The sequence below is a fragment of the Streptomyces sp. CBMA291 genome, from assembly GCF_014596525.1.
Classification (GTDB): Bacteria; Actinomycetota; Actinomycetes; order Streptomycetales; family Streptomycetaceae; genus Streptomyces.
Window position 1 is genome coordinate 23,821 of record NZ_MSJP01000017.1, and the last position, 20,901, is coordinate 44,721.

Below are 20,901 nucleotides of genomic sequence, written 5' to 3' on the forward strand. Positions count from 1 at the left end.
GCCGGCCAGGCGGGGCACCTCCCGGGAGACCGGGGTCAGTGCCCCGGACGCCCCGAGCCGGCGGGCTCGATCGCTTCCCGGGCCGCGGGCACCCGCGGCGCGGCCACCCCGAGGGGACCGGCGACACCGGCAGCCGCGGAGACACCAGCGGCCCCTTCTGTCTCATCCGCACCGGCGGCCCCGTCGACACCGGCAGCACCCCGTACATCGACAGCACCGGAAGCGCCCGGCACATCGGCGGTACCGGCAGTCACCTTCGTACCGGCGGCACCGTTCGCATCGGCGGCACCTTCCGCCCCAGTGCTCCCCCGCGTATCGAAAGCCCCCACGGTCTCGGCAGCCCCGAAGGCCCCGGCGGCACCCTTCGCACCGCCTGCTCCCGTCTCGGGCGCCCGCTGCGGCTCCTCCTGCCACGCGTCCTCGTCGAGTTCCGGATCGGCCGGGCACTCCATCACCCGGGGCAGCCGCAGCGCCATCAGCGCCCCCAGGAAGAGCAGCCCCGCGCTCACGAAGAGCGTGACGTGCAGGCCGTTCACGAAGGCGTGCCGGGCCGCCCGGTGCAGCGCCTCGCCCGCCGTGCCGCCGAGCTGGGCGGCGACCTGATAGGCCTCGCCGAGCGAGTTCGCCGCGTCCCGGCTCACCCCCGCCGGGACCCCGGGGACCGCCGCGAGCCCGGGGGCGTACGCCGCGTTCATCACACTGCCGAGCAGGGCGATACCCATGCCCGCACCCAGCTGATAGGAGGTCTCGCCGATCGCGGCGGCCCCGCCCGCGCTCCGCTGCGGAGCCTCGCTGAGCATCGACTCGTACGCCGAGAAGAGGGTGGTCTGGAGGCCGAAGCCCAGCAGCACGAAGCCGACCGTGAGCAGCGCCGGCCGGTCGTGCTCCCCCATGAGGGTGAGCAGCAGCACGGCGCAGGCGGTGAGGACGAAGCCCCAGCCGACCATCCGGCGCGGTCCGATCCGGCGCAGGGTGTACGAGCCGGTGGCGCCCGCCGCCATGGCGGCGAAGGTGAGCGGGAGCAGCCGCAGCCCGGTCTCCAGGGGGCTGAGCCCCAGGACCAGCTGGAGGTACTGGACGGCGATGAGTTCCAGACCGACGAGGGCCAGCATGGCGAGCACGATGCAGCCGACGGAGGTGGTGAAGGCGGCCCGGGAGAAGAGGCGCATGTCGATCAGCGGGTGCGGGCGCCGCCGCTGCCGCCGGACGAAGAGGACCAGGAGGGCGGCGCCGAGCAGCAGCGGCCCCGCGGTCGCGAGGGCGAGGACGGGATCGCCCGCGCCCACCCGCTTGATCCCGAGGACGCAGCCGAGGACGCCGGCGGCGGCCATGAGGGCGCCGAGGACGTCCCAGGGCCCGTCGGCCGAGCCCTTGGACTCGGGCAGGAGGCGGCGGCCGAGCGGCAGGATCAGGGCCATCAGCGGGATGTTGATGAGGAAGACGGAGCCCCACCAGTAGTGCTCGACGAGGAAGCCGCCGAGGACCGGTCCCGCGGCGGCGCCGATCGCGGCGACGGCGGTCCAGACGCCGATGGCGGTGGCCCGCTCGCGCCGGTCAGGGAAGACCGCCCGCAGGAGGGAGAGGGTGGCCGGCATGATCATGGCGCCGCCGACGCCGAGCAGGGCGCGGGCGGCGATGAGGACCCCTGGTTCGGTGGCGAGCGCGGCGACCGCGGAGGCGATGCCGAAGAGCCCGTAGCCGAGGAGCAGGATCCTGCGCCGCCCGACCCGGTCCCCGAGGGTGCCGAAGAGGATCAGGAGCGAGGCGCAGATCAGCGGGTAGGCGTCGACGATCCAGAGCAGCGCGGTGGAGCTGGGGCGCAGGTCCTCGGTGAGCGAGGGGACGGCGACGTGGAGGATGGTCGCGTCGAGGGCGACCAGGAGGAGGCTGACACAGAGGACGACGAGAACAAGCCAGCGGTTGGCGCCGCCGTCGGCGACGGCACGAGGTCGCGCCGGGGCCGTGTTCGTCCGCGTCATGTACGTACCTCCCAGTGAAGCCCTCGCGCTCGGCGGGTCCTGACCAGGGCGTATCTCCCTGGGGCGGCCCGGCATCGACGGGCGAGTGAGCCGTCAGCGTACGCGAGTTCAAGCGTCGAGCGCGTGGTGCAGCTCTCACCCCGACGGGGCCGGGGGTGTGGTGTACGCCACTCGGGCCCGCCCGCGCGGCGGGTGGAATTCCTCCCGCACACACGTTTGAAGAGAATTCCGGGGCATCAAACACCCTTCCGGAATCAGTCCTCCGGCAATAAGCCGGAAGGTCATCAGATTTCCCGACGGTCTCCGGTAATAGGACGCCCGATGAGACCCACTCCACATCACATCAACATCACGAAGGGAGCGGATCGACCGGGTCGGGTTCTCACTCCCTGTAACGTCGATTGGGTGCGTACCGACATCTTTGCCCGGCTGGACCGGGAGCCGGAACCGCCGAAGATAGAGGTCCCGCGGATGACCCCCACGCGTCTCGCCCTCTTCGGCGGGACGTCTGCGTTCTATCTCGCCATCGTCGTGGCCGTGCTGCTGTCGACCTGGCTGGTGACCCTGGACTGGAAGATCATGCTCTTCCGGCCCTATCAGCAGTGGCCCGAGCTGCACGCCTTCCTGGACTACTACGTGGTCCTCGGCCAGCGCGGCCCCACGGCCGTGATGGTGGCGGCCTGGCTGGGCTGGCGCTCCTGGCGCCAGCACACGCTGCGTCCGCTGCTCTGCCTCGGCGCCGCCCTGCTGCTGCTCAACGTCTCGGTGGGAGCGGTCAAACTCGGGCTCGGCCGTCTCGGCCCCCACTACGCGACACAGATCGGCTCCGCCGAGCTGTTCGCCGGCGGCGACATATTCCCCTCGGGTCACACCGCCAACGCGGTCGTGACCTGGGGCATCCTCGCCTATCTGGCCACCACCCCCCGGGCCAGGCGCTATCTGTCGGCGCTCTCCGCCGTGGTCGCCCTCGGCGTCGGCCTGACCACCGTCTACCTGGGCACCCACTGGCTGAGCGACGTCCTGCTCGGCTGGGCCGCCGGACTGCTCGTGCTGCTCGCACTGCCCTGGTGCGAGCCGGTGATCGCGGTGGCGGAGGCGTGGATCCTGGCCGGTCGCGACCGGGTCCGGGAGCGGCTGCGGGAGCGGCGGCGCCTGGTGCCCTCGCTGCCGGTGGCCTCCGGCGGGCCGCGCCCCGGGTTCTTCCCGCCGCGCGCGCAGGGCTCCGACGAGCCGGTCCGGGAGCCGGTGGGAATGCCCGGCGCACGTCGGGCCCCGGTCGCCCGGGGCTGACGCGCCCGCTGTACGGAAGGGCCCCGGCCGACGATCGGCCGGGGCCCTTCCGTCTGCGCGAGGCGGGCCTTCCGTGCGCGCGGGCGGGCGGTCAGCCGGCCCAGCAGCGGGTGACGGTGCCGTGCTCGACCTCGAAGTTGAGGCGTCCGCGCAGGTACTCCATGGTGACGACGGAGCCGGGCGGCAGGGACCTGACAGTGGTCCAGCCACGGGTCCTGGCGAGCCGCTCGGCACGTTCGGCATCGAGCCCCACATAGGACTCGGGGGCGTCTCCGGGCTGTCGGGGAGGGTGCGGTATGGGTGCCATACCCCTCACGTTAGTACCTCGGCGGTCACGCTTGTGTCACAAGTCACCGACATATGTTTGATACTTCCCCGGTCATCGGGAAGGACTGTTTCCAGCCGTTTCCCCGGTAATTCGGGAGACCGCCCACCAGTTCGTACGAACACTTCCACAAGGCGTACCGGAACGCGCGCAATTCACCGTTCCCGCTCCGCCCGTCCCGAATTGCACCGGCGACGCGCCCGCGAGCCGCTCACGATTTCCTTACAGAATGCTTACGCTGACCGAACGCCCGGGACGCGGAGCCGGGACCACGGCGACGCGGAGGCAGCGATGGGTGATCCGACAATGGCCGCGACCGCGCCCGCGACCACCGAATCCCCCCGGCAGCGCCATGGCCGGATCCTGATCGACTGGCTCAGCACCACCGACCACAAGAAGATCGGCCATCTCTATCTGGCCACCTCGTTTCTCTTCTTCCTGCTCGCGGGGGCCATGGCGATGCTGATGCGGGCCGAGCTGGCCCGCCCCGGACTCCAGCTGGTCACGAACCAGGAGTACAACGAAGCCTTCACCCTGCACGGCACGATCATGCTGCTGCTCTTCGCCACCCCCACCTTCGCCGGCTTCGCCAACGAACTGGTGCCGCTCCAGATCGGGGCGCCCGACGTGGCCTTCCCCCGGCTCAACATGCTCTCGTACTGGCTGTTCCTCTTCGGCGGGCTCATCGTGGTCGGCTCGCTGCTGCTGCCGACCGGTCCGCCCGCCTTCGGCTGGACCGCGTACGCCCCGCTCGACAGCCTCGAACACTCCCCCGGCGTCGGCGCCGACCTGTGGATCACCGGTCTCGCCCTCTCGGGCTTCGGCACGATCCTGACCTCGGTGAACTTCCTGACGACGATCATCGGGATGCGGGCACCCGGCATGACCATGTTCCGGATGCCGATCTTCACCTGGAACGTGCTCTTCACCACGATCCTGGTGCTTCTGGCCTTCCCGGTGCTCGCGGCGACCCTGCTCGTCCTGGAGGCGGACCGGCGCCTCGGCGCCCTGGTCTTCGCCCCCGGCAACGGCGGCGCGCTGCTCTGGCAGCACCTCTTCTGGTTCTTCGGCCACCCCGAGGTCTACATCATCGCGCTGCCCTTCTTCGGCATCGTCAGCGAGATCATCCCGGTCTTCGCCCGCAAGCCGATCTTCGGATACGTGACGCTGGTCGGCGCCACCATGGCGATCACCGGTCTCTCCGTGGTCGTCTGGGCGCACCACATGTTCGCGACGGGCGCGGTGCTGCTGCCGTTCTTCTCGCTGCTCTCCTTCCTCATCGCCGTCCCCACCGGGGTGAAGTTCTTCAACTGGACCGGCACCATGCTGCGCGGCTCGCTCTCCTTCGAGACCCCGATGCTCTGGTGCGTCGGCTTCCTGGTCTCCTTCCTCTTCGGCGGGCTCACCGGGGTGATCCTCGCCTCGCCGCCGATGGACCTGCACGTCACCGACTCGTACTTCGTGGTGGCCCACTTCCACTACACGGTCTTCGGCACGGTCGTCTTCGCGACCTTCGCGGGCTTCTCCTTCTGGTGGCCCAAGTTCACCGGGCGGATACTGGACGAACGGCTCGGGAAGATCCACTTCTGGACCCTCTTCACCGGCTTCCACCTGACCTTCCTGGTGCAGCACTGGCTCGGCGCGGAAGGCATGCCGCGCCGGTACGCCGACTACCTGGACGCCGACGGCTTCACCGCCCTCAACACCGCCTCCACGATCGGCGCCTTCCTCCTCGGCGCCTCCACCCTGCCGTTCCTCTACAACGTCTGGAGAACCTGGCGGTACGGGGCGAAGGTCGAGGTCGACGACCCCTGGGGCTTCGGCCGCTCCCTGGAGTGGGCGACCTCCTGCCCGCCGCCCCGGCACAACTTCGACGCGGTGCCCCGGATCCGCTCCGAGTCGCCCGCCTTCGACCTGCACCACCCGGAGTTCGCCTCCTACGAGCGGGCGCGGCTCAGGAGTTCCCCGGTGCGCGGTTCGGCACGGTGAAGGATTTGAGCGCGCCCAGCCGGTAGCTGCCGCCAGTACCGGCTCGCGCGTGGACCGGGTAGCCGATGGAGGCGGCGGACCGCCCGCGCCGTGACGTCCACCGGGGCTACGGACCGGCCGCACCCTTCAAGGGAGACACCGGACACTCCCCACCGCACCATCAACCCGAGGCGGCAAACCGGCCGCACCCGCCAGGGAAGGCACAGACCCTCCCCACACAGCGCGCCGTCAGCGGAAGCGGCGGACCAGTCGTCCGGCCTTCGCCTTCAGGGTGTAGACGGCGTCGACGGCCCGGCCGGTCTCCCGGTGGAGCACGGTCCGGGCCCGGGGGTGGACGCGTCGGCTCGCGCCCCGTTCGACCAGTTCCGTCCACAGGGCCTCGTGCCGGGCGGCGATCCGGGCGGGGTCGAAGCGCTCGGCGGCGGCCAGCGCCGCACGGCCGGTCTTGGCGCGCAGTTCCTCGTCCTCGACGAGCCCGCGCAGCGCCCGCGCGAAGGCGGCGGTGTCGTCGACCGGCACCAGGAAGCCGTCGGCGCCGTCCTCGATGATCTCGCGCGGCCCGTGCGGGCAGTCGGTGGAGACGACCGGCAGTCCGCAGCGCATCGCCTCGACGATGGTCATGCCGAAGGACTCGCGCCGGGAGGTCACCGCCGCGATCGAGCCCTTGACCAGCTCCGGCTCCAGCGGGCTCACCGAGCCCATCAGGAAGGCCCGCCCGCCGAGCCCCAGGCTCTCGATCTGCCGGGCCAGCGGCGCCTTGAGGTCCTGGACGGCGTCCCCGGTGCCGTAGATCCGCAGCTTCCAGTCGGGGTGGTCGGCCGCGACCTCGGCGAAGGCGTCGATCAGCAGGTCGTACCGCTTGACCCGGGTCAGCCGGCCGGCCGCGACGACGGTCTTCGCCGCCGGGTCGGCCGGTCCCACCGAGGGCGCGGGCACACTGTTGGGCACGGCCTCGATCCGTACGCCGGGCAGCCCGAGCCGCCGGTAGGCGCGGGCGTCCGCCTCGGTGACGGTGGTGACGGCGTCGAGGAGCCGGTACTCGTGGCCGATGTCCCTGCGCAGCCGGTAGCCGTGACCTTCGAGGATGAGGTGTTCCTGCCCGACGAGGACCGGCCCCCGCCGGGCCTGCCGGGCGAGGTGCACATTGAGCCCGGGGCGGGTGGAGACCAGGACGTCGGCCTCCACCCCGCGCAGATGCTCGCCGATCCGGGCGTCGGTGAGCGCGCTGTACTGCTTCCAGCGTCCGTCGCCGCGCGGGAAGACCTCGGCGGGGCGGTGGAAGCCGGGGTGGTCGCCGTCGTACCCGGGGCTGTCCTTCCGCAGGTCGACGAGGTGGCGCAGGGTCACCCCCGAGGGCAGTCCCAGGAGTGGCCGGTCCCGGTGGCGGAAGACGGAGACGATCTCGACCTCGTGTCGCCCGGCCAGTTCCTCGGCGAGGGTGAAGGTGGTCCGGATCGTGCCGCCGTAGTGATAGGCGTTGTGGAGCAGAAAGGAAATACGCATCGCGCTGCCGGTTCCCCCCGGTCAGTTGATCGGTCGCCCGACTGTACTGCCGGTCGGGAGCGGCCCTCGGGGCCGGGGTACGGGGGCGCCGGGGCCGCCATCCGACGCCCCGCACAAGGTCACTGACGATGCGTCAGATACGGTCGATCCGCAGCATGGTCCCGACGTCGATCAGATCGGGGTCGGGGCCGATCAGATCCCGGTTCGCCCGGTACAGGGCCTGCCAGCCGCCCTTGATCCGGAACCGCCGGGCGATCGAGCCGAGGGTGTCGCCGCTCCGCACGGTGTGGACCCGTCCGCTCAGCCCGTACCGCCTCGAACAGGCCGGCCAGGCACCCCAGCCCTGGGTGCGCAGCACCTCCTCGGCGACGGTGATCTGCTGCGGGCGGGTCGCCAGATCGGCGCGGCGGGCGAACGTCCGGCCGCCGTGCCCGACCCAGGTGGCGTGCCGGAACTGTAGTCCGCCGTAGAGCCCGTTGCCGCTGTTCAGATGCCAGCGGCCACCGGACTCGCAGCCCGCGACGCACCCCCAGGGCCACTGGTCGGCCGCGCAGGAGTACGGAGGGGGCGCGGGAGCGGCGGGGATCCCGCCCTGGCCGGGCCCCCGGGCAAGCGCGGGCGCGGCGGTGGTCGCGGCCAGGGTGGGCGCCGGGGCCAGGACCAGGGCCAGCAGGGCGGCCAGGGACGTCGCCGTGAGGGAACCGGCCGTCCGCCGTCGGATCGTCGACACCGGGGCAGGCTAGGCGGGCACCCGGGGCGTCCGGCCCGTGCCGCGCGGAGGACCCGGCCGCCCCACCCGGTCGGAGTCGCCCACCCGGCGCAAGTTGCCCGGCTTCCACGCGTGACCCCGGCCGAGCCTGGCCCGTTGAACTCTGCATGAGGCGCCCGGGAACGGCCCGGCCGTCCCCCCGTACCGAGTCCCAGGGAGCCCCCCGTGCCGCGCATGCTCGACGTCAGCGAGGACGTACGCGCCGAGATCGGCGACGAAGAAGCGGACCGGCTCCTCGCCGGTGACAACGCCCCGGGCAGCTACGACTGCACCTCCTGCCGCACGCCGGGCGATTCCGAGCAGGAGCGCACCAGCACGGTCCTGTTCGTCGGCGACGAGACCGCGGTCCTCGCCTTCGCCCACGCCAGCTGCATCCCCTCCCAGGTCGTCCGGGTGGCCGAGGAGCAGCTTCAGGGCGCGGTCGCCTCCATCACGGCGGCGGACGCCGTGAGCGAGCTGACCACCTCCCACCCGGAGCAGGCCGTGCTCGGAGTGACGAGCGGTCTCGTCCTGATCGACGGCGAGCTGCACCCGGCCCTGGTCGTGGAGCCGACCGCCCCGGTCGCCCGGCCGGGTTCGGACGGTCTCACCGACGAGTTCCTCACCCTCCTGACCGAGCAGGGCTTCCGGCCGGTCCCGGATCTCTCCGCGCCGCCCTCGGTGCTGCCGGGCTGGTCGGTCCTGGTCGCCATGGGCCAGCTGCACTCCGTGCTCCAGCCGGGCCCCGGCGGCGGCGGACAGGCCGCCTGGTGGCAGGCGCACCAGCCGCTCCAGGTCACCGAGGGCTGGCGCGCGGCGGCCAACAAGTCGCGCACGGTGCTGGTCTTCGCCGCCCAGGTCGGCTCGATCGGCCAGCAGCCGCGCGAGGACCTGCTCCGCGACGCGCTGGAGAAAGCCGCGGCGAACGGACGCCTGGTCGCCGCCGCGATGCCGCTGGCCGGTACCTGATGGAGGTCGGCCGCCCCGCCCCGGTCCGGACGGGAGGCACCGGCACGGCCCCGGGGGCCGTGCCGACGGGAGGACCGGTGAGGTCGGTGGGACCGATGGGGCCCATGGGATTCGCGGGGTCTGTGGGGTCGGCGGGGCCTGTGGGGTCGGCAGGATTCGCGGCACCGGTGGGCTCCGCAGGGCCCATGAGACCGGCGGGGCCATGGGTGCCTGTGGGGCCAGCGAGATCCGCGGGACCAGTGGGGTCCGCAGGGCCGCCCATGGGACCGGCGGGATCGGCGGGGCCTGTGGGACCGGCAGAATTCGCGGCACCGGTGGGCTCCGCAGGGCCCATGAGACCGGCGGGGTCTGTGGGGCCGGTGGGCCAAGTGGGGCCCATGGGATCTGCGGGACCGGCAGGACCAGTGGGGCCCGTCGGAGCAGCAGGGTCCATGGGGCCCGCGGGACCGGCGGCGGGGACAGGAGACGGGGCAGGGCCCCGTCCGCTACCCCAGCGGACCTCTCTGCCCCAGCGGACCTCGCTCCCTCAACGGACCTCGCTCCCCCAGCGGACTTCCGTCCCCCAGCGCGCCTCGCTCCCCCAGCGGACCTCGCTCACGCGGGGCCGCCCGCATCCGACGGACGACCGGGTCGTTGGCTCCTATGTGCACTCATACGACCCGTTCCGTCCCCCGTATCCGACTCCGACTCCGATCCCTGGGATGCGTCCCGCCCGGGAAACCCCGGCGGGCGCCTCGCCCACGCCGATCTACGAAGCCCTGTGCGCGGAGTACCGCAGGGCGTTCCGCACCCTGCCGGGCGACCGCTCCGGCGAGGAGGAACTGGCCTTCCGGGCCTTCGGTACGGCCCTGAGCACGGGTCTGTACGGAACCGGTCCCGTACACCGGTACGCGGCGGCGCACCCCCCGGCGTGGCAGGCGCCGCCGCCCGTGCGGCAGCCCTCCACGCAGGTGGCCCTGCCACCGGGCCCCCGGCCATATCCCGTCTCCGGGTGCTACTTCTTGCGGCCGCGCTTCTCGCGGACCCGGACCGAGATGTGGATCGGGGTGCCCTCGAAGCCGAACTCCTCGCGGAGACGGCGCTCGATGAAGCGGCGGTAGCCCGCCTCAAGGAAGCCGGAGGCGAAGAGGACGAAACGGGGCGGCTTGGTGCCCGCCTGGGTGCCGAAGAGGATACGGGGCTGCTTGCCGCCGCGGATCGGGTGCGGGTGGGCCGCGACGATCTCGCCGAGGAAAGCGTTGAGCCGGCCGGTGGGGACCCGGGTCTCCCAGCCCGCGAGCGCGGTCTCGATGGCCGGGACCAGCTTGTCCATGTGCCGGCCGGTCTTGGCGGAGACGTTGACCCGGGGCGCCCAGGAGACCTGCTGCATCTCCGTCTCGATCTCGCGCTCCAGGTAGTAGCGGCGCTCCTCGTCCAGCTCGTCCCACTTGTTGTAGGCGATGACGATGGCGCGGCCCGACTCGACCGCCATCGTGATGATGCGCTGGTCCTGCACCGAGATGCTGTCGCTGGTGTCGATGAGGATGACGGCCACCTCCGCCTTCTCCACGGCGGCGGCGGTGCGCAGGGAGGCGTAGTAGTCCGCGCCCTCCTGGAGGTGGACCTTCTTGCGGATGCCCGCCGTGTCGACGAACTTCCACGTCACGCCGCCGAGCTCGATCAGCTCGTCGACCGGGTCGCGGGTGGTGCCCGCCAGCTCGTTGACGACGACGCGGTCCTCGCCCGCCACCTTGTTGAGCAGGGAGGACTTGCCGACGTTCGGGCGGCCGATGAGGGCGATGCGGCGGGGGCCGCCGACCACGTTGCCGAAGCGCTGCTCGGGGGCCTCGGGGAGGACCTTCAGGACCTCGTCGAGGAGGTCGCCGGTGCCCCGGCCGTGCAGCGAGGAGACCGGGAACGGCTCGCCGAGGCCCAGGGACCAGAGCATCGCCGCGTCGGCCTCGCCGGACTGTCCGTCGACCTTGTTGGCGGCGAGGACGACCGGCTTCCCGGCGCGGCGGAGCAGCTTGACGACGGCCTCGTCGGTGTCGGTGGCGCCGACGGTGGCGTCCACGACGAAGAGACAGGCGTCGGCGGCCTCGATGGCGTACTCCGCCTGGATGGCGACGGAGGCGTCGATGCCGAGGACGTCCTGCTCCCAGCCGCCGGTGTCGACGACCTTGAAGCGGCGCCCGGCCCATTCGGCCTCGTAGGTGACGCGGTCGCGGGTGACGCCCGGCTTGTCCTCGACGACGGCCTCGCGGCGGCCGATGATCCGGTTCACCAGGGTCGACTTGCCGACGTTCGGCCGGCCGACGACGGCGAGGACGGGGAGCGGGCCGTGCCCGGCCTCCTCGATCGCGCCCTCGACCTCTTCGGCGTCGAAGCCCTCTTCGGAGGCGAGCTCCATGAACTCCGCGTACTCGGCGTCGCCAAGTGCCCCGTGGTCGTGCTGGTCGTTCATGAAGTCCGTTCCTTGATCATTCGTGGTCGGTGGGTCCCCGGGCCGCGGGGCCCACTACTGGGAGTGTCGCTCAGCGCCCGGTGAGGCGCCTGGCGTTTTCCAGGTGGTCGGTGAGCTTCCCCTGGATGCGTACGGTGGCCTCGTCCAGCGCCTTGCGGGTGCGGCGGCCGGAGCCGTCGCCCGCTTCGAAGGCGTCGCCGAAGACGACGTCGACCCGGCCGCGCAGCGGCGGCAGCGCCTTGACCAGGCGGCCCCTGCGCTCGGTGCTGCCCAGCACCGCCACCGGGACGATCGGTGCGCCGCTGCGGACGGCGAAGTAGGCGAGGCCCGCGCGGAGCGACGCGAAGTCGCCCTCGCCCCGGGTGCCCTCGGGGAAGATCCCGAGGACGCCGCCCTGCTCCAGGACGCCCAGGGCGTTGCCTATCGCGGTGCGGTCGGTGCCGTGGCGGTCCACCTTGACCTGCCCGATGCCTTCGAGGAAGCCACCGAGCGGGCCGACGAACGCTTCCTTCTTGATGAGGAAGTGCACGGGTCGCGGGGCGGTGCCCATGAGCATGGGGCCGTCGATGTTGTGCGCGTGGTTGACGGCGAGGATGACGGGACCGGCGGCCGGCACCCGCCAGGCGCCGAGGACGCGCGGCTTCCACAGGCCGTACATCAGACCGATGCCGATGCGTCGGCCGACGGCGGCGCCCTTCTCGGAGGGCAGGGTCACTGGGCGGCCGTCCCCTTCTCCGCGCCGGTGGCCGCGCGCCGCTCGTCCACCAGGGTGACGACGCACTCGATGACCTGGTCGAGGGTGAGTTCGGTGGTGTCGATCTCGACGGCGTCGCCGGCCTTGGCCAGCGGGGAGGTCTTACGGCTGGAGTCGGCCGTGTCCCGCTTGATCAGGGCTTCCTTCGTCGCGTGGACGTCGACGCCCTTCAGCTCGCCGGAGCGGCGGGCGGCGCGGGCCTCGGGCGAGGCGGTGAGGAAGATCTTCAGATCGGCGTCGGGCAGGACGGTGATGCCGATGTCCCGGCCCTCGACGACGATGCCGTGCTCGGCGCCCCGGGCGATGGACCGCTGAAGCTCGGTGATGAGGGTGCGCACCTCGGGGACGGCGCTGACGGCGCTGACGTTGGAGGTGACCTCCTCGGTCCGGATGGGACCGGAGGCGTCGGCGCCGTCCACGGTGATGGTGGGACGGGCCGGGTCGGTGCCGGAGACGATGACGGGCTTGGCCGCGGCGTTGGCGACGGCGTCCGCGTCGTTCACGTCGACGCCGTTGCTGATCATCCACCAGGTGATCGCCCGGTACTGCGCGCCGGTGTCGAGGTAGCTCAGCCCCAGCTTGGCGGCGACCGCCTTCGAGGTGCTGGACTTGCCCGTGCCGGAGGGCCCGTCGATGGCGACGATCACGGATTCCACGGTGGGAACACCTTCCTGGGATGAGCGGCGGGGCCCGGCGGAGTTGCGGGGGACCCCCACAAGGTTACCGAGTCCCACGCACCCGTTCGGCCCAGGCCACGTCGAGGCGGGGACCCAGGCCACGTCAGGGCCGGGTCCGGGCCACGTCAGGGCGGGCGGGGGGGCCTGACGGCCGGGGTCCCCGGCCGGCCTGCGGGGCCCCGCCGGTCCTCAGGGCCTGCCCGGTCCCACAAGGGCCCGCCCAGTCCACAGGCCCCACCCGGTCCCACAAGGGTCCGCGCGGGCCCGCCCGGCGGGGCCGGGGGTCCGGACCCGTACCCCCGCCGTCGTCCTCACCCCGCCCGCAGTCCCCATCCCCGTTCCTGGAGGGCCTTGGCCAGGGTCGGGGCAGCCGAGGGTTCCACCATGAGCTGGACGAGGCCGGCCTGCTGGCCGGTGGCGTGTTCGATGCGGACGTCCTCGACGTTGACTCCGGCGCGGCCCGCGTCGGCGAAGATGCGGGCGAGTTCGCCGGGCTGGTCGCTGATGAGGACGGCGACGGTCTCGTAGGCGGTGGGGGCCGCGCCGTGCTTGCCGGGGACGCGGGCGCGTCCGGCGTTGCCCCGGCGCAGCACGTCCTCGACGCCCGAGACGCCTCCCTTGCGCTCCTCCTCGTCGGCGGACTGGAGGGAGCGCAGGGCGCGGACCGTCTCGTCGAGGTCGGCGGCGACGCCGGAGAGGACGTCGGCGACGGGACCGGGATTGGCGGAGAGGATGTCGATCCACATGCGCGGGTCGGACGCGGCGATGCGGGTGACGTCGCGGATGCCCTGCCCGCAGAGGCGTACGGCCGACTCCTCGGCGTCCTCCAGGCGCGCGGCGACCAGGGAGGAGACCAGCTGCGGGGTGTGGGAGACCAGGGCGACCGCCCGGTCGTGGGCGTCGGCTTCCATGACGACGGGCACGGCCCGGCAGAGGGCGACCAGCTCCAGGGCGAGGTTGAGGACCTCGGTGTCGGTGGCCCGGGTGGGGGTGAGGACCCAGGGGCGGCCCTCGAAGAGGTCGGCGGTGCCCGCGAGGGGCCCGGAGCGCTCCTTGCCCGCCATGGGGTGGGTGCCGATGTACGGGGTGAGGTCGAGGCCCCGGGCGGCCAGCTCGCGCTGGGGGCCGCCCTTGACGCTGGCGACGTCCAGGTAGCCGCGGGCGAGCCTGGCGGTCATGGCCTCGGCGAGAGTGTCGGCCACATGGGCGGGGGGAACGGCGACGACGACGAGGTCGACCGGGCCCTCGGGGGCGGCGTCGGTGCCCGCGCCGAGCGCGGCGGCGGTGCGGGCGCGGGCCGGGTCGTGGTCGCGGAGGTGGACGGTGACGCCCCGGCCCGCGAGGGCGAGCGCGGCGGAGGTGCCGATCAGTCCGGTGCCGATGACGAGCGCTGTTCTCACGGGGCGATGTCCTTGCGCAGGGCGGCCGCGGCGCCGAGGTAGACGTGCGCGATCCGGGTCTTGGGGAGGTCGGTCTCGACATGGGCGAGGAGGCGGACGACCCTCGGCATCGCGCCTTCGACGTCGAGTTCCCGTGCGCAGAGCAGCGGGACGTCGGCGATCCCGTGGTGCCGCACGGCGGCGGCGGGGAAGTCGCTGTGCAGATCGGGCGTGGCGGTGAACCAGATGCTGATGAGGTCGTCGGCGGTGAGCCCGTTGCGGTCGAGGACGGCGGTGAGCAGCTCCCGCACCTGTTCGCCCATGTGCCCGGCCTCGTCCCGCTCCAGCTGGACGGCTCCTCGGACCGCTCGTACCGCCACGTCCTGCTCCTCACGCCTGCGTCGTTGCTCGGATCAGCCTAGTCAGGGACGGGGGCGGGGCGTCGCGGCGCCCGCCTTCCGAGACGCGTACGGCCTGGTCCGCGTCTTCCGGGACGCGTACGGTCCGGCGCGCGCGTTCCGTGACACGCACGGCCCGGTATCGGCCCTGCGTCCGCCCTGTGCCCGCACGGTGTCCGCCCTTCGGGGCGCGTGCGGCCAGGTGGGGGACCCGGCGTCGCGGGCGCGGGCGTGTCGCCGCCTCCGGCGGGGGCCGGGCGCCAAGCTGGCCGTATGACCTCTCGCGCCACGACGCGCCGTACCGTCCTGTTCACCGCCGCCGCGCTGACGACGGGCTGCGGCTCGGACGACGGGGGCGACGGCGGCATGTCCACCGCCACGCCGGAGATCACCGGTACGGCCCCCGGTACGCCGAGGACCCCGGAGACCCCCGCGTCCCCGAAGTCTCCGGAGGCGGGCGGCACCACCCCCGCCACTCCCCCGGTCTCGCCCGGCGAGCGGCTGGCGAGCACCTCGGAGATCCCGGTCGGCGGCGGCAAGGTCATCACCAAGGCGAAGGTGGTGGTCACCCAGCCGAAGGCCGGGGAGTTCAAGGCGTTCTCGGCGATCTGCACCCATCAGGGCTGCACGGTGGACAAGGTCGCGGACGGCACGATCGACTGCCCGTGCCACGGCTCCAAATACCGGATCGCGGACGGCACGGTGGCGGCGGGTCCCGCGCCGCGCCCGCTGCCCCCGGAGCGGATCACCGTCTCGGGGGACACGATCACGCTGGCGTAGCCTGACCGGCATGACCCCGGAAGAGCTGGTGCGCGATCACACGGTCTACTCCTGTGTGATGGGTTCCCGCGCGTTCGGACTCGCGACCGAGGACAGCGATACGGACCTCCGGGGCGTCTACCGGGCCCCGACCGCGCTGTTCTGGCGCTTCGACAAGCCTCCGGCGCATGTGGAAGGGCCCGCCGACGAGCAGTTCAGCTGGGAGCTGGAACGCTTCTGCGAGCTGGCCCTGCGCAACAACCCGAACGTCCTGGAGTGCCTCCACTCCCCCCTCGTCGAGCGGGTCGACGACCTGGGCCGGGAGCTGCTCTCGCTGCGCGGCGCCTTCCTCTCCCGGCAGGCCCACGCCACCTTCGTCCGGTACGCCGACGGCCAGCGCCGCAAGCTGGAGGCGGACCTGCGCCAGTACGGGCAGCCCCGCTGGAAGCACGTCATGCATCTGCTGCGGCTCCTGGGGAGCTGCCGGGACCTGCTGCGCAGCGGGGAGCTGCGGATCGACGTCGGCGAGGAGCGGGCGGGGCTGCTCGCGGTCAAGCGGGGCGAGGTGTCCTGGCCGGAGGCGGAGCGCCGGATGAACCGGCTCAGGGACGAGGCCGAACGCGCCCAGGACACGAGCCCGCTGCCGGAGTCCCCGGACCGGGCGCGGGTCGAGGACTTCCTGGTCCGCGCCCGCCGCGCCTCGGCCCTCGCCACCCCCTGACACCTCCCTCCGGCGCCTCACGCGTCCCAGAGCGCCCCGAAGGCCAGCAGCTCGCCCCGGTACTCGACGCGCTCGGCCCACTCCCCCGGCCAGGCGTCGGCGCCGAGGTGGGCCCCGGCGAAGGTGCCCGCGAGGGCGGCGATCGAGTCGGAGTCGCCCCGGGTGCAGGCGGCGCGGCGCAGGGCGGTGAGGGGTTCGCCGGGGAAGAGCAGGAAGCAGAGGAGCCCGGTGGCGAGGGCTTCCTCGGCGATCCAGCCGTCTCCGGTGTACGTGCAGGGGTCCAGCTCGGGTTCGGCCGTGCGCTGGACGGCGTCCAGGCGCTCCAGGACCGCCAGGCACTCGTCCCAGCCTCGCCGGATGAAGGAGAGGGCGTCGGCGTCCTGGGAGCGGGTCCACAGGTCGCCGAGCCACCGTTCCCGGTAGACGGAGCGGTTCTCGTACGCGTACGAGCGCAGCCTGCCGACGAGGCCCGCGGGGTCGGTGCCCCGGGCGAGCAGGTGGACGGCGTGGGCGGTGAGGTCGGAGGCGGCGAGCGCGGTGGGGTGGCCGTGGGTCAGGGCCGACTGGAGCTGGGCGGCGCCCGCCCGCTGCTCGTCGTCGAGCCCGGGGACGAGGCCGACGGGGGCGACCCTCATGTTGGCGCCGCAGCCCTTGGAGTGGATCCGGGAGGCGTCCTGCCACAGGGCGTCGGTCATCAGGGCCTGGCAGGCGGCCAGGCAGGTGTTCCCGGGGGCGCGGTTGTTCTCGGGCGAGCGGTACCAGTCGACGTACTCCTGCCGCAGGGGTCCGACGAGCCGCTCCGGGGCGAGCGGGCCCCGGTCCGTCGCGGTTCTGATGCCCCGGGCGAAGGCGAGGGTCATCTGGGTGTCGTCGGTGACGTACGCGGTGCCCCGGGCGAGCGGCAGTGGCATCTCCCGCCAGGGACCGTACGAGGAGAGGATCGACGGCACGTCCTTGAACTCGGTGGGGAAGCCGAGCGCGTCGCCGAGGGCCCCTCCGAGCAGGGCTCCGGTCGCGGCGCGCTTGGGGTGCTTGGGGGTCACGAGGGGTGTCCTTCCGGTCGCAGCAGGGGCGGGTGGAGGGTGGTGGCCCCGCCCGCGCGGTAGAGGGCGGCGGGTTTGCCCCGGCCGCCGGTGAGGCGCGGTGGTCCTTCGACGGCCTGGACGAAGCCGGGGGTGGCGAGGACCTTGCGCCGGAAGTTGGGGCGGTCGAGCGGGACGCCCCAGACCGTCTCGTAGACCTGCCGCAGCTCGCCGAGGGTGAATTCGGGCGGGCAGAAGGCGGTCGCGAGGCAGGTGTACTCAAGGCGGGCGCCGACCCGTTCGTGGGCGTCGGCGAGGATCCGGTCGTGGTCGAAGGCGAGGCCGCTCGCCGTGTCGTACGGCATCCAGCGGGCCTGGGCCGCGTCGCCGCCGCCGCGCGGTTCCGGCGGGTCGGGGACGAGGGCGGTGAAGGCGACGGAGACGACCCGCATCCTCGGGTCGCGGTCCGGTGCGCTGTAGGTGCGGAGCTGTTCGAGGTGGAGTCCGGCGACGGAGGTCTCGGAGAGGCCGGTCTCCTCGGCGAGTTCGCGGCGGGCGGCCGTCTCGGCGGACTCGCGGGGCAGCAGGAAGCCGCCGGGCAGGGCCCAGGCTCCGGCGTACGGTTCCTCGCCGCGCTCGACGAGCAGGACGTGGAGGCGGTCGCCGCGCAGGGTGAGGACGGCGAGGTCGACGGTGACGGCGAAGGGCTCGAAGGAGCGCGGGTCGTATCCCTCGGGCGTGCGGTGTCCGGTCATCGGCGCTCCGGAAGCGGGTCGGTGAAGCCCCAGCCTTCGGCGACGAGGGCGTCCACGGCGGCGACGGCGGCGGTGAGCCGTTCCTCGTGCGGTCCGCCGAGGACGACCGTGCGGCGGCCGGTACGGGTGAGCCGGGCGAGGAAGCGGGCGGTCATCCAGGGCCGCAGGTGCTCGCCGTCGCGGAGCCCGTCGTCCTCGAAGGGGACGCCCCGGTGGTCGGTGAGCAGCCAGAGGTGGCCTCGGCCCCGGGCGGCGATCTCGCCGGTGGCGGGGCTCGCGGTGCCCATGTACCGCTCGTGCCAGATGGTGGTGGCGAAGGCGTCGGTGTCGCAGAAGAGGACGGGTGAGCCGTCGCGGGCGGCCTCCTCCTCCAGTTCGGCCTGGCGCTGGGCGATGACGGGGAAGTCGGCGGAGTGGAAGGAGACGTCGGGCCACTTGGCGCCGGGGTGCTCGGCGCGGAGTTCGGCGAGTTTGAGCGCGCTGTACTCGCGGCCGTACTCGGGTACGCAGCGGGTGCGGGCCCAGACGCCGCCGCGCCGCCGGTAGTGGTCGGCGAGGGCGAGGGCCATGGTGGTGGTGCCGGTGGACTCGGCGCCGAGGACGACGACCCGCCGGGTGAGGGCGGCGCGGACCGGTGGGGCGAGGTGTTCCCAGCAGCCGACGGGGTCGGCGCGGACGGCGGTGCCGGAGACGGGGTGGCGGAGGCGCTCGGGGTCGACGAGGACGGATACGGCGCCGAAGCGGCGGCCCAGTTCCTCGCCGTAGCCCTCGGAGGTGAAGACGGCGTCGACGCGTTCGGGGACGGCGGCGCGGAAGACGGCCATGTGGGCGTCCCAGACGGCGGGGTCGTGGACGTCGACGGGGGTGTCGTCGACGGCGCCGACGACGAGGGCGTCGGGGTGGGTCTCGCGCATCCAGGCGACGCGTTCGTCGAGGGGGACGGATTCGACGGAGGAGGCGCAGACGAGGACGGTGAGGCGTTCGCACTGTCCGAGGGCGGTCTCGACGAGGTGGTGGTGGCCCGCGTGCGGCGGATAGAACTTGCCGAGCACCAGACCGTGTCCGTAGCGCTTCACGCGACCGCTCCCGCCGGGACGGGCCGCCGGGCGGCGAGGTCCCTGGTCCAGCCGCGCAGCCCGGACGCGCAGAGCGCCAGGAAGCCGACGTAGAGCAGCGAGGTCAGGTACAGGCCCTTGTGGGCGTAGAGCGGTACGTAGACGAGGTCGGCGGCGATCCAGAGCCACCAGGACTCCAGGCGCTTGCGGCACTGGCCGTAGGTGGCCATGAGGGAGAGCGCGGTGGTGAGGGCGTCCCAGAAGGGGACGGTGGAGTCGGTGGCGTGGTCGAGCAGCAGGGTGAGGGCGAGGGTCCCCGCCGCCCCCGCCGTGAGCAGCCAGGTCCACTCGGCGCGGGTGGTGCGGCGCACCGGGAGGGTGCCGGATCCCGGTCCGCCCCCGTGGGTCCAGGTCCACCAGCCGTAGGCGGCGAGGGCGATGAAGACGAACTGGAGGCCGGCGTCGGCGTAGAGCCCGCTCTGGGCGAAGAGCAGGACGAAGAAGAGGTTGTTGGCGATGCCGACGGGCCAGTTGGCGAGGTGCTGCCGGGCGACGAGCAGGACGCAGAGGGCGCCGCTGCCGAAGCCGAGCACCTCGGTCCAGGCGACCGGGGTGTCCAGGACGGTGAAGAGCGGTGTCCGCAGGGGGTCCAGTATCTGTGCGAGGCTCACGCCCGCCTCCTTAAGAGTCAAGATGACTATAAAGGCGGGGAGGGGTGGCCACAAGGGTTCCGGGGGTGCGGGAAGACGGGGCGGATCCCGCCCGTCCGGGGGCGGGGACGGGGACGGGGCGGAGGCGGATCCCGCCGCCTTGGGGCGGAGGCGGAGGCGGATCCCGTCACCTTGGGGCGGAGGCCGAGGCAGATCCCGCCCCGTCTCGGAGTGGGGCGGAGGCGGGCCCCGCCCGTCTCAGAGTGGGCCCCGCCCGTCTCGGGGCGGGGCGGACCCCCGCCCCGGGACGCGACGAAGCCCGTGACCACCGGGGTCACGGGCTTCGTCGTGGGCACGGGCTCCGGCCGGAGTCACGAGCCCCGTGGGGGACGTGACTCCGGCGGAGACGCGCCTCCGCCAGGGGCACGGCCCCCGCCAGGGGCACGGCCTCCGCCAGGGGCACGGCCTCCGCCAGGGGCACGGCCCCCGCCGGCCGTCACGAGCCCCGTGGGGACTCGTGACGGCCGGGGAGACCGGGGACCGCCGGGAAGGCTCGTCCGTACGGCCGTGGGGCCTTACATGCCGACTTCCTTCATCAGCATGCCGACCTCCGTGTTGGTCAGGCGGCGCAGCCAGCCCGACTTCTGGTCGCCCAGGGCGATCGGGCCGAAGGCCGTGCGGACCAGCTTGTCGACGGGGAAGCCCGCCTCGGCCAGCATGCGGCGCACGATGTGCTTGCGGCCCTCGTGCAGGGTGACCTCGACCAGGTAGTTCTTTCCGGTCTGCTCGACGACCCGGAAGTGGTCGGCGCGCGCGTAGCCGTCCTCCAGCTCGATGCCGTCCTTGAGCCTGCGGCCGACCTCGCGGGGCAGCGGGCCGGTGATGGCGGCCAGGTAGGTCTTCTTCACGCCGTACTTCGGGTGCGTGAGGCGGTGGGCCAGCTCGCCGTGGTTGGTGAGCAGGATGATGCCCTCGGTCTCCGTGTCGAGACGGCCGACGTGGAAGAGCCGGGTCTCGCGGTTGGTGACGTAGTCGCCGAGGCACTGACGGCCGTCCGGGTCCTCCATGGTGGAGACGACACCGGCGGGCTTGTTCAGCGCGAAGAACAGGTGCGACTGGGTGGCGACGGTCAGGCCGTCCACCTTGATCTCGTCCTTCTCCGGGTCGACGCGCTTGCCCTGTTCGAGGACGATCTCGCCGTTGACCTCGACACGGGCCTGCTCGATCAGCTCCTCGCAGGCGCGTCGCGAGCCCATGCCGGCACGGGCGAGGACCTTCTGGAGCCGCTCGCCCTCCTGCTCGGCGCCGGGGAAGGTCTTGGGGGTCTTGATCTCCGGGCGGCCCTCGTACCGCTCCCGGTTGCGCTGCTCGATCCGGGCGTCCAGCTCGCGCGAGCGGGCCGGAGCCTGCCGCTGCCCGTGCGGGCCCCGGCGGGGCACGCCGCCCTGGGGGGCCTTGGGGCCGCCCTTGGCGCCGCCGCGGGCC

Annotated in this window: 19 protein-coding genes; 5 read left to right on the forward strand and 14 right to left on the reverse strand. The window is 73.1% G+C overall.

Annotated elements, in window-relative coordinates:
- Positions 1–35 precede the first annotated feature (35 nt).
- The gene (locus tag BU197_RS04960) at positions 36–1,979 is read right to left on the reverse strand and encodes an MFS transporter (protein WP_223182585.1); all 1,944 of its coding nucleotides are present in this window, start codon (positions 1,977–1,979) and stop codon (positions 36–38) included.
- Between the two features lie 405 nt (positions 1,980–2,384).
- Between BU197_RS04960 and BU197_RS04965 the strand changes: the two genes are divergently transcribed.
- Positions 2,385–3,269 (forward strand): phosphatase PAP2 family protein, encoded by an 885-nt coding sequence (locus BU197_RS04965; protein WP_188266961.1) that lies wholly within the window; start codon positions 2,385–2,387, stop codon positions 3,267–3,269.
- Between the two features lie 91 nt (positions 3,270–3,360).
- On the opposite strand, the gene BU197_RS04970 is transcribed toward BU197_RS04965, so the two are convergent.
- Complete coding sequence (locus tag BU197_RS04970) at positions 3,361–3,576, reverse strand: I78 family peptidase inhibitor (protein ID WP_188266962.1); 216 nt, start codon at positions 3,574–3,576, stop codon at positions 3,361–3,363.
- A 309-nt stretch (positions 3,577–3,885) separates the two neighbouring features.
- On the opposite strand from BU197_RS04970, the gene ctaD reads away from it, so the two are divergent.
- Positions 3,886–5,583, forward strand: a complete 1,698-nt coding sequence (gene ctaD / locus BU197_RS04975) for a cytochrome c oxidase subunit I (protein ID WP_188266963.1) — start codon at positions 3,886–3,888, stop codon at positions 5,581–5,583.
- A gap of 228 nt (positions 5,584–5,811) precedes the next feature.
- Here the strand turns inward: ctaD and BU197_RS04980 are convergent, their stop codons facing one another.
- Complete coding sequence (locus BU197_RS04980; protein ID WP_188266964.1) at positions 5,812–7,086, reverse strand: glycosyltransferase family 4 protein; 1,275 nt, start codon at positions 7,084–7,086, stop codon at positions 5,812–5,814.
- Positions 7,087–7,219: 133 nt separating this feature from the next.
- Positions 7,220–7,816 carry a transglycosylase family protein gene (locus BU197_RS04985; RefSeq protein WP_188266965.1) on the reverse strand — a complete coding sequence of 199 codons (597 nt, stop codon included), beginning with the start codon at positions 7,814–7,816 and terminating at the stop codon, positions 7,220–7,222.
- 204 nt (positions 7,817–8,020) lie between these two features.
- Here BU197_RS04985 and BU197_RS04990 point away from each other — a divergent pair, with 204 nt between their 5' ends.
- Entirely contained in the window at positions 8,021–8,803 is a 783-nt protein-coding gene (locus BU197_RS04990; RefSeq protein ID WP_188266966.1) for a hypothetical protein, read from the forward strand.
- A gap of 994 nt (positions 8,804–9,797) precedes the next feature.
- Here the strand turns inward: BU197_RS04990 and der are convergent.
- From der to aroH, 5 genes are all read right to left on the reverse strand, one after another.
- On the reverse strand, positions 9,798–11,246 hold the full coding sequence (gene der, locus BU197_RS04995) for a ribosome biogenesis GTPase Der (protein WP_188266967.1): 1,449 nt from the start codon (positions 11,244–11,246) through the stop codon (positions 9,798–9,800).
- A 70-nt stretch (positions 11,247–11,316) separates the two neighbouring features.
- A complete protein-coding gene (locus tag BU197_RS05000; protein ID WP_188266980.1) occupies positions 11,317–11,904 on the reverse strand; it encodes a lysophospholipid acyltransferase family protein in 588 nt (195 codons plus the stop codon).
- 53 nt (positions 11,905–11,957) lie between these two features.
- Positions 11,958–12,656, reverse strand: coding sequence for a (d)CMP kinase (gene cmk, locus BU197_RS05005; protein ID WP_188266968.1), 699 nt, complete (start codon positions 12,654–12,656; stop codon positions 11,958–11,960).
- A gap of 332 nt (positions 12,657–12,988) precedes the next feature.
- On the reverse strand, positions 12,989–14,077 hold the full coding sequence (locus BU197_RS05010) for a prephenate dehydrogenase (RefSeq protein WP_188266969.1): 1,089 nt from the start codon (positions 14,075–14,077) through the stop codon (positions 12,989–12,991).
- Positions 14,074–14,436 carry a chorismate mutase gene (aroH, locus tag BU197_RS05015; protein ID WP_188266970.1) on the reverse strand — a complete coding sequence of 121 codons (363 nt, stop codon included), beginning with the start codon at positions 14,434–14,436 and terminating at the stop codon, positions 14,074–14,076. The genes BU197_RS05010 and aroH overlap by 4 nt, the downstream gene beginning before the upstream one ends.
- 291 nt (positions 14,437–14,727) lie before the next feature.
- Here aroH and BU197_RS05020 point away from each other — a divergent pair, with 291 nt between their 5' ends.
- Complete coding sequence (locus BU197_RS05020) at positions 14,728–15,234, forward strand: Rieske (2Fe-2S) protein (protein ID WP_188266971.1); 507 nt, start codon at positions 14,728–14,730, stop codon at positions 15,232–15,234.
- A 10-nt stretch (positions 15,235–15,244) separates the two neighbouring features.
- Positions 15,245–15,934 (forward strand): DNA polymerase beta superfamily protein, encoded by a 690-nt coding sequence (locus tag BU197_RS05025; RefSeq protein ID WP_188266972.1) that lies wholly within the window; start codon positions 15,245–15,247, stop codon positions 15,932–15,934.
- Positions 15,935–15,951: 17 nt separating this feature from the next.
- On the opposite strand, the gene BU197_RS05030 is transcribed toward BU197_RS05025, so the two are convergent.
- The 5 genes from BU197_RS05030 to BU197_RS05050 form a co-directional block, all read right to left on the reverse strand.
- A complete protein-coding gene (locus BU197_RS05030) occupies positions 15,952–16,977 on the reverse strand; it encodes an ADP-ribosylglycohydrolase family protein (protein WP_188266973.1) in 1,026 nt (341 codons plus the stop codon).
- Positions 16,974–17,711, reverse strand: a complete 738-nt coding sequence (locus tag BU197_RS05035; protein ID WP_188266974.1) for an NUDIX hydrolase — start codon at positions 17,709–17,711, stop codon at positions 16,974–16,976. Before BU197_RS05035 ends, BU197_RS05030 begins: the two co-directional genes overlap by 4 nt.
- Positions 17,708–18,787, reverse strand: a complete 1,080-nt coding sequence (locus BU197_RS05040; protein WP_188266975.1) for an AAA family ATPase — start codon at positions 18,785–18,787, stop codon at positions 17,708–17,710. Before BU197_RS05040 ends, BU197_RS05035 begins: the two co-directional genes overlap by 4 nt.
- Positions 18,784–19,437: a nicotinamide riboside transporter PnuC gene (gene pnuC / locus BU197_RS05045; protein ID WP_188266976.1), complete on the reverse strand. Its 654-nt coding sequence runs from the start codon at positions 19,435–19,437 to the stop codon at positions 18,784–18,786. Before pnuC ends, BU197_RS05040 begins: the two co-directional genes overlap by 4 nt.
- A 554-nt stretch (positions 19,438–19,991) precedes the next feature.
- A partial coding sequence (locus BU197_RS05050; protein ID WP_188266977.1) for a pseudouridine synthase occupies positions 19,992–20,901 on the reverse strand: 910 nt, incomplete at its 5' end.

Coding starts and splice junctions, on each gene's coding strand:
- der (WP_188266967.1), bottom strand. CDS start 11,246: ATGAACGACCAGCACGACCACGGGGCACTTGGCGACGCCGAGTACGCG.
- BU197_RS05020 (WP_188266971.1), top strand. CDS start 14,728: ATGACCTCTCGCGCCACGACGCGCCGTACCGTCCTGTTCACCGCCGCC.
- ctaD (WP_188266963.1), top strand. CDS start 3,886: ATGGGTGATCCGACAATGGCCGCGACCGCGCCCGCGACCACCGAATCC.
- BU197_RS05000 (WP_188266980.1), bottom strand. CDS start 11,904: ATGTACGGCCTGTGGAAGCCGCGCGTCCTCGGCGCCTGGCGGGTGCCG.
- BU197_RS05035 (WP_188266974.1), bottom strand. CDS start 17,711: ATGACCGGACACCGCACGCCCGAGGGATACGACCCGCGCTCCTTCGAG.
- BU197_RS04960 (WP_223182585.1), bottom strand. CDS start 1,979: ATGACGCGGACGAACACGGCCCCGGCGCGACCTCGTGCCGTCGCCGAC.
- BU197_RS05025 (WP_188266972.1), top strand. CDS start 15,245: ATGACCCCGGAAGAGCTGGTGCGCGATCACACGGTCTACTCCTGTGTG.
- BU197_RS04970 (WP_188266962.1), bottom strand. CDS start 3,576: ATGGCACCCATACCGCACCCTCCCCGACAGCCCGGAGACGCCCCCGAG.
- BU197_RS04980 (WP_188266964.1), bottom strand. CDS start 7,086: ATGCGTATTTCCTTTCTGCTCCACAACGCCTATCACTACGGCGGCACG.